The sequence below is a fragment of the Levilactobacillus sp. LN180102 genome (genome assembly GCF_050106635.1).
Lineage (GTDB): Bacteria > Bacillota > Bacilli > Lactobacillales > Lactobacillaceae > Levilactobacillus > Levilactobacillus brevis.
On the sequence record NZ_JBNIIX010000008.1, the window covers coordinates 21953 to 36538 of the forward strand.

General features: G+C 48.5%; 12 protein-coding genes. 5 read left to right on the forward strand and 7 right to left on the reverse strand.

The window, feature by feature from the left end:
- Positions 1-41: 41 nt before the first annotated feature.
- Positions 42-1184, forward strand: coding sequence for an ArgE/DapE family deacylase (locus ACP4IT_RS06230; protein ID WP_011668934.1), 1143 nt, complete (start codon positions 42-44; stop codon positions 1182-1184).
- Positions 1185-1286: 102 nt separating this feature from the next.
- Here ACP4IT_RS06230 and ACP4IT_RS06235 read toward each other — a convergent pair whose 3' ends face one another.
- The 4 genes from ACP4IT_RS06235 to ACP4IT_RS06250 form a co-directional block, all read right to left on the reverse strand.
- Positions 1287-2300, reverse strand: a complete 1014-nt coding sequence (locus ACP4IT_RS06235) for a polysaccharide deacetylase family protein (RefSeq protein ID WP_011668935.1) — start codon at positions 2298-2300, stop codon at positions 1287-1289.
- Between the two features lie 106 nt (positions 2301-2406).
- Complete coding sequence (locus ACP4IT_RS06240; RefSeq protein ID WP_024854984.1) at positions 2407-3393, reverse strand: IS30 family transposase; 987 nt, start codon at positions 3391-3393, stop codon at positions 2407-2409.
- Positions 3394-3528: 135 nt separating this feature from the next.
- Positions 3529-3903, reverse strand: a complete 375-nt coding sequence (locus ACP4IT_RS06245) for a hypothetical protein (RefSeq protein ID WP_015474580.1) — start codon at positions 3901-3903, stop codon at positions 3529-3531.
- Positions 3904-3970: 67 nt separating this feature from the next.
- The gene (locus ACP4IT_RS06250) at positions 3971-4570 is read right to left on the reverse strand and encodes an NAD(P)-binding oxidoreductase (RefSeq protein WP_011668937.1); all 600 of its coding nucleotides are present in this window, start codon (positions 4568-4570) and stop codon (positions 3971-3973) included.
- Positions 4571-4712: 142 nt separating this feature from the next.
- Between ACP4IT_RS06250 and ACP4IT_RS06255 the strand changes: the two genes are divergently transcribed.
- Both ACP4IT_RS06255 and ACP4IT_RS06260 read left to right on the forward strand, forming a co-directional pair.
- Positions 4713-5696 (forward strand): aldo/keto reductase, encoded by a 984-nt coding sequence (locus ACP4IT_RS06255; protein WP_156646753.1) that lies wholly within the window; start codon positions 4713-4715, stop codon positions 5694-5696.
- A gap of 280 nt (positions 5697-5976) precedes the next feature.
- A complete protein-coding gene (locus tag ACP4IT_RS06260) occupies positions 5977-7287 on the forward strand; it encodes an NCS2 family permease (protein ID WP_011668939.1) in 1311 nt (436 codons plus the stop codon).
- 449 nt (positions 7288-7736) lie between these two features.
- On the opposite strand, the gene ACP4IT_RS06265 is transcribed toward ACP4IT_RS06260, so the two are convergent.
- Positions 7737-8267 (reverse strand): MarR family winged helix-turn-helix transcriptional regulator, encoded by a 531-nt coding sequence (locus ACP4IT_RS06265; RefSeq protein WP_011668940.1) that lies wholly within the window; start codon positions 8265-8267, stop codon positions 7737-7739.
- Between the two features lie 145 nt (positions 8268-8412).
- On the opposite strand from ACP4IT_RS06265, the gene ACP4IT_RS06270 reads away from it, so the two are divergent.
- Complete coding sequence (locus tag ACP4IT_RS06270; protein WP_041815768.1) at positions 8413-9348, forward strand: daunorubicin resistance protein DrrA family ABC transporter ATP-binding protein; 936 nt, start codon at positions 8413-8415, stop codon at positions 9346-9348.
- Between the two features lie 14 nt (positions 9349-9362).
- Positions 9363-10139, forward strand: coding sequence for an ABC transporter permease (locus ACP4IT_RS06275; protein ID WP_011668942.1), 777 nt, complete (start codon positions 9363-9365; stop codon positions 10137-10139).
- Between the two features lie 157 nt (positions 10140-10296).
- Here ACP4IT_RS06275 and ACP4IT_RS06280 read toward each other — a convergent pair whose 3' ends face one another.
- Complete coding sequence (locus ACP4IT_RS06280) at positions 10297-11211, reverse strand: prenyltransferase (protein WP_011668943.1); 915 nt, start codon at positions 11209-11211, stop codon at positions 10297-10299.
- A gap of 101 nt (positions 11212-11312) precedes the next feature.
- Entirely contained in the window at positions 11313-14429 is a 3117-nt protein-coding gene (locus ACP4IT_RS06285; protein ID WP_011668944.1) for a YfhO family protein, read from the reverse strand.
- Between the last annotated feature and the right edge of the window lie 157 nt (positions 14430-14586).

A 14586-nucleotide genomic window follows, 5' to 3' on the forward strand; every position in this document is an offset into this window, starting at 1 on the left:
AAAGTAACATTAAAGAATGATGAGAAAGCGGGCAATCCTCTATGGAAGATAGCGAACAGATTCAGATCTTACAACACTTAATTAGTATTAACTCAGTCAATGATCATGAGGCTGACGTGGCCGCCTACATTCAACAACTCTTTGCCGACCATGGCATTACCTCACAGGTTATCCCCTATGCAGATGGTCGCGCCAATATCATCGCTGAAATCGGCGATACCACCAGCGATCAAGTCTTTGCCTTAGCCGGGCACTTAGATACGGTTGCCACGGGCGATGTTGCTGACTGGAAATTTGATCCCTTCTCAGCGCACATTGTCGACAATCAACTCTACGGTCGCGGTGCCGCCGACATGAAGAGCGGACTGGCCGCGATGGTGATTACCTTAATCAATTTGGCTGACCAACAGACGCCCTTAACTGGACGCTTACGGTTTATTGGGACTGTCGGCGAAGAAAATGGCGCCATGGGGTCACGAATGTTAACCGAAAAGGGCGTGGCAGATGATCTCACTGCCATGGTCATTGGCGAACCCACCGGTGGTAATCTGGTCTATGCGCACAATGGTTCTTTGAACTATCACGTCTATTCTCGCGGTGTCGGCGCCCACAGTTCCATGCCTGAAAAGGGAATCAACGCCATTACGAACCTCATCAAATACGTCACCGCAGAGGCAACTGCCTTTGACGACGCGCCCGTCAGTCCAGAACTTGGGCCACTGGTCCACAGCGTAACGGTCTTTAATGGTGGCGAACAAGTCAACAGTATTCCCGCTAAGGCGGAGCTGCAAGGAAATATTCGCCCCATTCCCGAATTCGATAATACTGCCGTCATTCACCGTCTCCATGAAACGGTGGATCGGTTAAATCAAGAGCCTGGTGTCGATTTAGCCTTGCACGTAGATTACAGCTTTAAACCCATTATTAGTGCCAAAGATTCGCCACTGGTGCAAACGACCAAGGCCATTGCCGACCAAGAATTCGGTCACGCAATCGACTTACAAGTCATTCACGGGGCAACCGACGCTTCAGAATTTACCAAATCCAGTCATGACTTCCCGGTCATCGTCTACGGCGCTGGTAAATGGGATGCCGCTCACGCCTTGAATGAATCCGTCGATCTGGATGAATTCCGTCATGTTCAACACGTTTATCAGCAACTCGTTGAAAAATTTCTTAGCTAATCTCCCGATTTCCTAGAAGACGCGCTACCTTCGCACGGATAGTCTAACGACAAAAATCGTCAGCAGCCACTTTGGTGGCTGCTGACGATTTTTTATAATGCCTTATTTACCAACGGTCCGGTAATCATGGGCGCCAAAGTATTGTAACCCTGGCAATGCTTGACTGTTCAGAAGTTGACTAACCGTCACCAGCTTGTACCCTTTAGCCTGTAATCGTTTGATAATTGTTGGCGCTGCGGCTACGGATTGAGCGTGGATATCATGCATTAAAATAATATCGCCGCCATGGGTGTCGTGCATAACTTCATTAATGTCCTTGCTACTATTGAGGTAAGCCCAATCTCGAGAATCGACTGACCAACGGATAATTGGCTGTTCAATCGCTCGGCCCTCTGCCGCCGTGATATTACCGTACGGTGGTCGTACGTATTGCGGTAACGTTCCGGTGGCTTGGTAGATTGCCCGATTGGTTCGGGTTACTTGACTCACTGTTTGTGCGGTCCCAATACTATTAAAGTTGGGATGATTCCACGAATGATTGCCAATTTCATTGCCGCCTGCCAAGACCGCTCGCGAGATCTTTGGATAGCGACTGACACTCTGACCAACTTCAAAGAACGTCGCATGCGCGTGGTATTTCTTCAACGTCTTCAGTAACCGTGATGTCAGGGTTGGATCTGGCCCATCGTCAAACGTTAAGGCCACTAATTTACTGGTCTTAATGGTACTGGTTCGGTTAGCCTTAGGCAGATAGCGATTCAACACCTTACCCTTGAGTTGCGCATACGGAATGGTAATCTGCTTAACCTTAAAACTATTCTTCAATAGGTTCATGCGTAACCCACTCTTGGTTAACGTCGCCGTTTTTGTCATATGCGTTGGCAATTTCACCTGATAGACCGCTGCTACCCGACTACTTTTGGCCTTAGTGGTTGTTAAAATTTCCTGGCGAGCTGCCTGCCGAATTGCGGCTAGTCGGTGCGTATTCTTGTTCGTTAACTGACCGAATGTCACCGTCTTATTGGTACTCTTAGCCTGCCCCGTCACCGGCACACTCCCAACGCCTAGTGCAACGGTCGCCACTAGGACGCCGAGAACTTTTCCAATCTTTACCATGTTGATAACCCCCTCTTAAAATCATGCCCCTGAAACTATCTTAATTTTATCAGGTTTAGGGCCAAACACAGGTGTGAACGCTCACTAAATTTTCGATGGCGAATTGTCAAACTAAGTGCAACGGTTTGTCAAAAAATACTTCATATGGGGTTTCATAGTTTAACACTTTGCGAGGACGTTGATTTAACTGCTTTTGGCAGTGTTCAACGTCCTGTTCTGTATAATTATCAATATCTGTTCGCTTGGGAAAATATTCCCGGATTAACCCATTTGTATTCTCATTTGTTCCACGCTGTTCAGGCGAATATGGATCGGGCCAATAGACAGTAACACCTAACCTTTCGCTGATTTCATCAAGATGAAGAAATTCGGTCCCATGATCTGGTGTAATAGAATGAACAAATTCTTTAGGAATGACCCCTAACAGTTCAACTAAGCCTTTATTTATCTCCTGCGAGTCCTTTTGCACAACCTTTTTGATAAGCGTAAGCCGACTAAGCCGATCGACAACCGTTAAAAGGATGGAGTGACCCGTTCGACCAATCACAGTATCAATTTCCCAGTCACCTATACGTTGACGCTGGTTGATAAAACCAGGGCGCTCATGGATCGAGATATAGTCGGTCTGTACTTCTCGATGTCGTCTAGTATTCTTTGAATGCCGAGTCCGATGTTTATGTCTGAGATGGCGCTGAATACCGGTATCACCACGTGAGGAGTACTTCTCACCTAAATTGTGTTGATAGATATGACGGTAAATTGTGTTGTAGCTAACACACCATTGATGTTCCTTATTAAAGCGAGCGGTAATCTGCTCTGGTGACCAGTGCAGATCTAAGATGTAATGAACAATTTGACGGCGTAATTGTGGATGGCTGTCTAATAGCCGCTTCTTGTGACAATTCTGCCGCTTTTGATGATAGTCATTATCTGCTTTGCTTGGGGAATAATTACCTGCACAACGTTTTAACTCCCGTGAAATAGTGCTTGGATTTCGCCCCAGCCGTAACGCAACAGCCCGGATAGATAACCCCTTAGCTCGTAAAAACATAAGTATTTCACGTTCTTTTATAGTAAGATGTTTATAGCTCATACCGGATACCTCGAATTGTTTGATTTGGTCGTTAAACATATTCTACCCGGTATGGGTTTATTTTTTTACTTTGTGTTTCATTTCAATTGTAAATTCGCCATAATAAAAAAGCACCTAACCGTCGTTAAGTGCTTCCTAGTCATCGGTGCTTTCCGGTGGATTAACTGTTTGATGATTTTCTTTCAAAACCTCATTGGTGTAGCGTTCCAGATCCGCCAACACCTCCGCATTATCACCCTGTTGGGCCGCCATGTTTTCAGCGACCGCCCACCGGGCCAAGGTATCCGTAATCGGCACAATATCTTGGATAATCACCATGTCAGAATCATCTTGATGTTGTTCTTGAATCGCACGAAAACTATCAATATCCGTGATTAACCGCAAGACTTTGCCAGATTCCCGCTCGACAGATTGAAAAATAACGAAGTGGGCGCGTTGATTGGCCTCGTCCATGCGTTCGCGAATTGCCTGTAGTTGTTGTTCGTCTATTTGTAATGCCAATGCCTTCACCCCACTAGGTTTATTCTAACAAACTATCGCGCCAAACACGCCATAATTTGGTAAGTCTCTTAAATTTTTAGCAAATCGCCAACGATTGGTAGTCGGCGCCACCCGCTTGTAACAATGAGACGGCCACCTGTGCGACTGTTTCACGTGAAACAGTTCCCGCTGGAACCGCGGCGCCTTCCTTAATAATTTGTGGGTCGCGCCGTGGTGAGTCGGCCAACGTTACGGGCCGCAAAATCGTATATGGAAATTCTGCCTCATCCACTAGTTTAGCGGCATATCGCTGTTGCTTTAGATATTCGGCCACGTCGGTGATTCCCGGATAAGCTAAATCGCCTGTCACTTCCTGATCGACCCCAGCCGTACTCAGCATCACGAAACGTTGAAAGGTTAATCGCTGGTGATATTGGGCATCGAAGAGTGCTTCAAACGCCAGATCAACGTCCATCCCCGTGAGTGCTGAAAAGATGATGGGTTGGTCCTGCAAGGCCGCCGTATAAGTAGCTTCCTGCGTCAAATCACCGGTCAACTCCGTCACTTGGGTGGCTAAGTCGCTGGGTAACGTTTCCTTACCATCGTGTAAGAGGCGAACCGTTGCTGACTCGGTCGCCAGTTGACGGGCCACCAATTGGCCCACCCGATTGGCCCCAATAATTAAATAAGTTGTCATGTGTCTCGCTCCTTTTTCCTTGCTTTAGTGTACCAGAAACCGTGCGACCATGGTACTCACTCAGGGGATTTTTAATTCTAGTAAAATTCGGTATAATGGAACTGTATTTGAATCCGGTTTCAACATTATAGGAGGGTCCAGCATGACACATGAATTGGTAACACTCGGTAAGACTGATGTTCGCACGACACCACTCGGTCTCGGAACCAACGCGGTTGGCGGCTATAACCTCTTCCCAAATTTAAAGGATGATGATGGCCTTAACTTGGTTAAAGCTGGCTTGAATCATGGCATTCAGCTACTTGATACGGCCTTTGTCTATGGTCTCGGTCATTCCGAGGAACTCGTTGGTCAAGCCATGCACGACTTCGATCGGCACAGCTTTACTTTGGCAACCAAAGGGGCTCAAGACTTCTCAAGTGGCGAACAGGTCATTAACAATGATCCCGCGTTCTTGACGGCCCAAGTTGACGCCAGTTTAAAACGTTTGAATACCGACTACTTAGATATTTACTACATTCATTTCCCTGACAAACAAACACCCAAGGCAGAAGCCGTGGGCGCCTTACAACGACTGCGCGAACAAGGTAAGATTCGGGCGATTGGTCTTTCCAACTTTAGCTTGGTACAAGTCAAAGAGGCCAATGCTGATGGCTACGTAGATGTCGTTGAGGACGAATTCAGTCTCCTCCATCGCGACCACGAGACTGATTTGATGCTGTATCTGGCCGATCATCAGATTAGCTTTGTCCCTTACTTTCCCTTGGCTTCGGGCTTACTGACGGGTAAATACGACCAATCAGTTCAGTTCCCGGCCGACGACATTCGCAGTCAAATCAGTGATTTCCAAGAACCGCGTTACAGTCAAGCCTTAACCGCCATCGACCAGGTCCGGCCGATTGCCCAAGCGCATCAAGCTACCGTCGCCCAAACGATTCTGGCTTGGTACATGCAAAACCCACTCGTCAGCGTGGTGATCCCGGGTGCTAAACGCGCCGCACAGGTCGAAGCTAACGCGCAGGCCTTGGAGGTCACCTTAACGGCTGCGGAATATCAAACGATTGATACCGCCTTTGCGGGTTTCAAAGCGACTGCTAACGGTAAATCACTCGCCGATCCAGACTAGCTTAACTTTTCTATCAGCAGATGAAACGAACGATCAATAGCCGACACAAGCTCATTAGATGCTTGGTCGGCTATTTTTGACTTATCAGTAAGTTGGATGGGTTGACGGGTTGAGTTGGTATTTTCCGAACATTCGTTTTATAAATAAAACTGTAATTCGCAATTGCAAATATTTTTTAAAAATGATAGACTCTAATAGTGGTATTTATTGATGTAAACACGAACAATTATCATTAATGTTCGGATTTAACCAAATTAATTGCTAAGGGAGCACTTATTCAATGCAAAGAATTGCCAACTTTTTCCATTTTGAAGAACTCGGTACCAACTATAAAACTGAAATACTAGCGGGGCTAACCACTTTCGTCTCCATGGCTTACATCCTATTCGTTAACCCCCAAGTCTTAGGGGCTTCCGGCATCAGCCAAGGGGCCGTCTTCACGGCGACTGCCTTTGCCTCCGCCTTCGGGTGCATGTTGATGGGGATTCTGGCCAACTATCCGATTGCCATCTCTGCCAGTCTAGGGATTAACGCCTTCTTCGCTTACTCCGTCGTTATTGGAATGAAGGTTCCTTGGCAAACGGCGCTAGCTGGCGTTTTCGTGGCCTCGATCCTCTTCATGATTCTAACGGCTTTCAAGCTGCGGGAAAAGGTCGTTGACGCGATTCCCCGCGACCTCAAGATGGCCATCAGCGCCGGAATCGGCCTGTTCATCGCCTTCATTGGTTTGAGCCAAGGCGGCTTAGTCGCCGCTGACAAATCAACGATTGTAAGCCTGGGTTCCTTACAGGTTGGCAGTACGTGGCTCACCATTTTCGGACTACTGGTAACGGTTCTGTTGATGAGTGCTCGGGTACCCGGCGCCATCTTCATTGGGATGGTCGCCAACTCGATTTTAGGTCTCGTTACGGGTCTGATTCCCATGCCTAGTCATATCGTTGCTGCAGTTCCTAGCATCAGCTCGACTTTCATGGTGGGGTTGACGCACGTCGGCAGTATTAATTCCTTACAAATGATCGTGGTCGTTTTGACCTTCTTATTAGTCACTTTCTTTGATACTACGGGGACTTTGGTCGGCTTAGCTGAACAAGCTGGCTTGGTTAAAAATAACAAGCTCCCCCGGATTGGCAAAGCCTTGATGGCTGATTCTAGTACGATGGTCGTGGGGTCCTTACTGGGAACTTCCCCAATGGGCGCCTTCGTGGAATCCTCCGCAGGGATTGCCGTGGGTGGTCGAACTGGTTTCACCGCCATCGTCACTGGGATACTCTTCATCTTTGGCGCGTTCTTCTCTCCATTGTTGGCAGTTGTGACGGATCAAGTCACCGCCCCCGCTTTGATTATCGTTGGGGTGCTAATGGCCCAATCCCTAAAGAACATTCATTGGGAAAAATTCGAAGTAGCTGCTCCGGCCTTTCTGATTGTGCTGGGAATGCCTTTAACCTACAGCATCTCCGATGGGATCGCACTAGGTTTCATCACCTATCCTTTGACCATGTTGGCTGCTAAGCGTGGTAAGGAAGTCGGTGCTATGATGTACGGGCTGGCGGTTGTCTTCGTCTTGTTCTTGTGGATTTTAAATGCCGCTTAATTAAAAATAATCTCGACACTACAAACCACCGCACAATTGTTAGGCCAAATGGCTGATGATTGTGCGGTGGCTTTTGAGCCTGATTACCTTGCAAGTTGTGGTGGTTCTTTGCTTGTGACAGCGCTACTTCCGCTAATACTAGTAGTTTATGGAAGTAGCGGAAATGCCCCCACACCTGTGGGGTATACGCTTAAAATCAAGCAGTCGTTGGGCTACGTCAAGGATCACCCCCACACCTGTGGGGAATACCGGAAAGTTTAAATCTATTAAAGACGCACAATAGGATCACCCCCACACCTGTGGGGAATACACTAAAGAAAACCTATTATACCGGCATTCTCATTTTAGCAATACCGCGATTCTCATCACTTTGCTTCTGAGTGCAGGTCGTCATGGTTGTCTAACAAATAAACCAGCCCCCATAAATATCGCCGAAACTGACACCAAGCCTACCGATCTTCGCCTGAATGTAATTGCGATAACATACGATTCATAATGACCTGATGGAACTTGTTGAACCAGGTTGGGTTAGCGGCATTAACTTCTTCATACATATGCTGATTAACCTTATCTAAAATATGCGCGAGTTGATCCAACTCCGTATCATCTAAAATCGTTAAGAATGGCGGGATTTGTTGCACATTTTTCGTTGTTTCCTTGCGCCCAGCATCCGTGATACTCACCACGGTAACTCGCTGGTCCGTAGGAGATTTCATTCGTGTCACGAATCCCTTTTTTTCCAATTTCCGAACGAATTCCGCGGTTGACTGCGCCGTCAAATTTAAGCGCTCCGCCAATTCTTTTTGTGCCAAATGATCCTCTTGCATCAACGCCAATAAAATCTTTCCTTGCCCTTGGAAAATCATTTGTCGTTCAGGGTGGTCGTCATCGCGATCCGCAATGTCATCGGCGACATGCCGCAACATCCCAAATTCAATTAACTTACTCGCTGTCGTCTCTTGCTTAAATAAATCGCTCATCTCGAAAACCTCCTTGTCTCATTATACTCCAAAACAAAAAGATAAGGGGACCTGAATAAAAAGGTTGACAAATTAATCAGGGGACCTTATTATAATTTTGTCAGGTCACCTGATTAATTTTATGACACATGAGAGAAGGCATTTTATGCAACCATCTACAGCTATCACGGTAAGCCATTTATCTAAAACCTTCGGCGTCAAAACCGTCGTTGATGATCTATCGTTTGCGGTCAAACCCGGTGAAGTATTTGGTCTTTTAGGTCCTAACGGCGCAGGGAAAACTACCACCTTGCGCATGATGACCACGCTGCTTAAGGCCACGAGTGGAACTGTCACGATCTTTGGTCATGACGTTCGCAAAGAAAGTCGACTGGCCCGCGCCATGTTTGGTCTAACCGGGCAATATGCTTCCATCGATGAAGATATTTCCGCTCGCGAAAACTTAATGATTTTTTCTCGGCTCAATGGGTTGTCCCGAACGGCCGCTAAACAACGAACGACGGAACTTCTTGAAGAGTTTTCACTGACAGCGTCTGCTAACAAAGCGCTCAGCGATTTCTCCGGTGGCATGCGGCGCCGTTTAGATCTTGCCGTGAGTCTGATTACGCGACCAGGATTGATTTTTCTGGACGAACCCACAACTGGACTTGATCCCCGAACCCGATCGCAGATGTGGACAACCATCCGCCAGTTAGTGGCCCACGGCTCTACCATCGTATTGACCACCCAATACTTAGACGAAGCAGACGCACTGGCCGATCGAATTGCCGTCATCGACCATGGCAAGCTCATCAAACTTGGAACGCCGACCGCGCTCAAGCAGCAAATCGGTGGTGCCACCTTGACCTTATCCCTCGCCAAGGCAACCCAAGGTCCCCTTGCCCAACGCCTATTGGCTCAGGCACTCCATGCGCAGCCGACCTTGCACGGTGCCCAACTCACTGCACATTTGGAAAACCCCAACCAAATCACTGACTTACTTGTGCAACTCCAGGCAGCCGATATCTCACTGGCTAATATTGCCGTACAAGAACCCTCCCTAGATGATGTTTTCTTTGCACTCACAACCGGAAAAAATTAAGAACGAGGTGCCCGATGGAAATTCAAACACAACATGGTAACTTAATTGGCAACACGCTAACGATGGCTTACCGGAACTTACTTAAAACGCTCCATAACCCTGATCGCTTTATGGATGTCATCATTCAACCTGTGATGTTCATGCTCCTCTTCGGCTATCTCTTCGGTGGGGCAATCGCTGGCGGGGTGCAAGCCTATCTACCCACCATTGTCCCCGGAATTCTGATTCAAACTCTCCTGTCGGCTGCGTCAGGATCTGGCGCCCAGATTCGCGAGGACTTGGACTCCGGGGTCTTTGATCGCTTTAAGTCATTACCCATGGCCCATATTGCCCCCTTGGCTGGGCAACTATTCGCAGATATTCTCCGCTTATTGGTTGCCACTGTGGTTTCTCTACTGACCGGCTACGCAATGGGCTGGCGACCAACTGTAGGTTTTGGGTGGATCATTGTCATTGCCGCTTTGGCCATCTTCATTGGCTGGGCCATCTCATGGGTCTTTGCGCTCTTTGGCCTGCTAGCCAAAAGCTCATCAATGGTTCAAAGCGTCTCAATGATGGTTATGATGCTCCTATCCTTTCTTTCTAACGCCTTTATCCCGCTGAAAACCTTACCTCATTTTATGCGCGTGATTGCCGATGCCAATCCCATCACCTATGTGATCACCGCAATCCGCCAGATCCTCGCTCAGGGAGCCTGGAACAATAATGCTTGGATCGTGCTTATTTTTGGCATTGGCATCGTGGTCCTATTCGCGCCGTTGACGGTCTGGGCCTATAACCATAATAACTAATCCGTATCACCCATGACGCCACCATCCTTAATAACTCCTATTTAGGCTTAATTAAGACAAAATAACCCGGGAAATAGCGATGATAATCACTGTCATTTCCCGGGTTATTTTATTAGTGTCTATTTTGCTAGTAGCTGATCGTCTTTAATGACTCACTTTACAGCCACGTTCCCAACGCAAACAATACGGGATAGGCAATGAAGAACAAAGAGGCACTCTTAACCATCGCCATAAATGTCTTACGCTTGTCCTGAATGGCAAAGAACGGGCGCATCCCCCGCCACATCACTGGCAGTAAGATAACCGCCAACGCCGTAACGAGTGGTGCTAACCCCAACCCTACATTTACCAGTGTCCACAAGGTGCCAATCACTAGGAAGAGTTGGATCAACCGCACCGATCGGCGTTTACCTAGATAGACCGCCAACGTGTAGCGGTGATTGGCAATGTCTTCATCGCGATCCGATGTATCATTAGCCAGTTGCACCGTGAAGAAGATCAACGTCAACGGCATACACAGCAGAAACGTGGTACCGACGATTGACCAAGACAACGGTTGTTGCCCATAAATCGACACGTACACACAGGTTAACTGAATCCCAAAGGCGATTGCCAACGCCACCACGGCTGCTGAGACCGGCGTTGCGTTGATGGGATGCGGTCCGGCCGTATAGAAGATTCCAATCAAGTACCCCACCACACCAAAGACGGCAACCGACCAGCCCGTCCGCATGACTAAGACAATCCCCGGTATCGCAGCGACTGCATATAACACCCACGCCAGCCAAAAAACACCCTTAGCTGGCAAATGCAAGCGGCCAATTGGATTGGTCTTTTGCGCGTAGTCTTCACGATCATGCGCGTGTAAATAATCGTAATAATTATCCGCCACGTTGACGGCCAAATCGAAGATAAAGACCACCGCTAGACATAGCCCAACATTGATCCAATCCACGGTATGTACGTGATACTGCACAATCGCAGCACCTAAAATAAACCACATAACATTTAATGGTGCTGTATAAATTTCGGTCAGTTCATAAAAGACTGACCAGTTTAGCCATTTTGGCATTAACTTGTCCTCCCCAAAATCTGGTTACCACTCCTTTCTAGTGTAGCAAAAGTGTCATAAAAAAGCGGGACCCACGACCTGGTCCCGCCAAAAATCATTGATTAAGCATCAGATTTTGATTTAGTTGCGCGTGTTTTCGCCTGAGGATGTCGCCAATGCCACCAGCTCATTTCACCTAACCAGACCACTAACCCAACTATTGTTAGGATCAGACCACCGATTAGCCCCGGCGTCCGGTAAGTCAAGCGAATCCGGTGCGTGCCCGCCGCCAAACGGGCCCCAACAAAGCCCTCATTAACCACCGTCGTTGCCGTGGGCCGACCATCCACCGTCAGTCGCCAGCCACTCGAGTACGGAATGGATGTCGTCATAACACTGGCCTGTGGCGTTGTTAGCTCACCCGTTACCGCGTTATCTCGTATCTGAGCATGCTGCAACCCCCGTCGCTGAACGGCGTGGACCTGTTGGTCATAGCGCGCGCCAAACGGTACCGCGATGAGCTTGGCCGATTTAATATTGAGTTGCTTAGTGGCGTTAAAGGTCACATCAATTGTCTTGCGTAACTGCTGCGAATAACCCAGGTTCAATAATACTTGATGCTTGGGTTCATAATCTGACAGATTGTCTAAGCCAAATTGGGAGAAGGTCTTGGTCGCATTCCGCGTCTTAGCCGTCACCCAGTAATCGCCCAAATCCGGGTTGCTAATCGCCGTTCGCCAAGCGTTCAACTTGGTCAAATTTGACCGCGGGGTATTTCCTAAAACGCTAGTATTGTCCGCTGTTTGGAGTTGATCTTTGGTTGTCAGTTGCTGTGAACTAATGCCGTCTAATTCTAAATACAACTCTGTCCCCTGGGCCTGTTGCGGGTGCTTAAGCGTGACCGTATATTTAATCGGTTGTCCTTGCGCATCGCTAGTTAACTGATGCAGGCCCGTCTGATTGGCTTGAGTGGTCCGTTGAATAATCTGTTGATTATGGGTTAACACCCGTTGCAGTGCTGCTTGATCCCGATTTAACTGTACCATGGGGCCGTACTGCTGAACCTCCTGCTTACTTAACAGGCCATTTTTATCAACCGTTAACTGAGGCGTCTGAATTGTGGTGCCATAGGTCGCTAGTTGCTTGTCATTGAGGCCCGTCTTTTGCCCAGCCGCGGCTTGCTTTAACCGGTACTGAATGACCTTGTTTGTGCTATCAATTACCGGAATCGTATCCGGCGTTACCGTGTAAGCCAGCGTGCGTTTGGGCGATTGGTAGTGCGCCGCTTTCACGCCAGCGACTGGCTGGGACGTCACAGCAGCTTGCGTTAGACTTCGCTCCCGGTCAACCAAGCTTAACCGGTGCCATGCCTTGGTCGTTAGTACTTGGGGTTGCGTATAAACCAGTGGAAACGCCAAGTTCGTGGTTAACACCTGTGTGCCAACACCATTTGATAACCCGTACACGGGCTGTTCCGGATAGATCTTTTTAGCCGCCCGATACCCATACGGCAGCGCCGCGTGATTAGTCACTTGATCGGTCCGCGCAAATAAATACTTGACCCCCAGTAGTTGTGTTAGGGTCGTTCGGTCATCGGCTTGGCCCATCGGCGCATTCATCGCATACTCAGCATTACCCAAGTCGCGGCTAAATTGGCCAACATAGCCATTTTGAACGGAAAAATAGGACATAATCCCATGCAGACCGTGAGACATCGTCATGTTATTCCCCACCGTCCGGAACAAATTATAGTTGCGCGTCGCACTTACCCGCGAAAACGCGTGATCCGATTGGACCGCCGACTGCGCGCCATCAAAATAATCTTGAATGTAGCGCGTGGCATCACTGACGCGTAGCTGTTGCGTCGCTTGATTGCTCAGATTGGGATCGTAATAACCCCAAGCGTTATTGATCAGATTTAGCCCGATTAAAATGCCGATCCCACCGAACGTCCAGCGGCGCGGTAAGGCCACCACAACCAGTAGCGTCGTGGCCAATAATAACCCATACGTCAGTAAATCACGCGCCGGATTGCTGAAGGTAAAGCCGTTACTCAGGTAAATGACGCCTAATAGGCCAAAGCTACTCCCCAATAGCCACCAGCGGTCAGGCAACGATAACGCCGTCAGGTGATCCATGAGTGTCATTAACGCCAGACCAAAGGGAACGGCTGCTAGCAGAATCCAGCGGTTAGATGGCGTCGATAAGACGTTAAAGAACGCGGCCACGGCAGGAAAGAGGAGCCCGACAATCACCGCAAGAAGCGTGATGGCCAGCCACCGATGTTGCCGCCAGTGCACCAGCGTATAGACACACCCTAAGAAACCGAATCCGGTGATCCCCAACACTGCCCAGTAGTTAAGGGTGTTGCCCGTCGTTAAAATGGTATTGCTGAGTGTTAGATAATAATTAAGCGGATATAACCAGAGGCCATTCGCAAAAATGGACACCGTCCGAGTGGATTTCAGCATCATCAAGAGTGATGGCAGTAACAACACCCCCGAAATCAGTAGTCCCGTAACAGCAGCGGCCAAAAAACGGGCCGTGGCGACTAGCCAGCTAACCGCTAGCTGACCGCGCTCACGGCAACTAAAGTAGCGAATGAGGGCATAAATTAGGCTGCCCAGCCCCAGTATGTAAGCAAAGTAGAAGTTACTCAAAATAGTGATCCCGGTCACAGCGGCCAAGAATCCCCACCCTTTTCCCTGTAGGATTCGGTCGATGCCAACAAAAAGTAGGGGTAACCAGACCATAGGCAAAAGGAAGAAGGGATGATGAACCCCCACCATCAAAGAATACCCGGTAAAGGCATACGTGACTGCGCCGACCAATTGACTACCGGGTTTAAAGGCGTAGCGTTTTGCCAGGACTAGAAAAGCTAGACCGGCCGCATAAAGCCGTAGAACAATGGCCCACCCATAGCCGACCTCTAACAGGCGCGTCGGAAGTAGCGCCAAGGCATACGCAAACGGATCACCTAACACATAGTAGGCTAGCGTGGTTAATTTGTCAGCCCCTAAGCCAAAGGTCCAAGACCACCCCGTAACCCCTGCTAGGCCGGACTTCATTAACAGCTGATGAAACTCGCGAATCAATGGGTAATGTTGCGTGATGCCATCCATGTTCCAGATTAAGGTCCGATTAGCCACCCCAAATATTCCGAAGCTAATGGCCGCGATCACCGCAAACGCTAGGGTATATAGGACCCAAAGCGGCCAGCGGTGGTGTGCGATTCTCATGATAAATGCCTCCCCCAATAATGACTATCTAGTATGGTATAACGATTCAACGGTGGCTGTTAGTTAGCGATAAGGCTAGTCACCGCCGACATGCAGAAGTTATTCCTAATTTACACAAGCAATACCCCCGGTGTCAATGCTTCACGGTAGACAATAC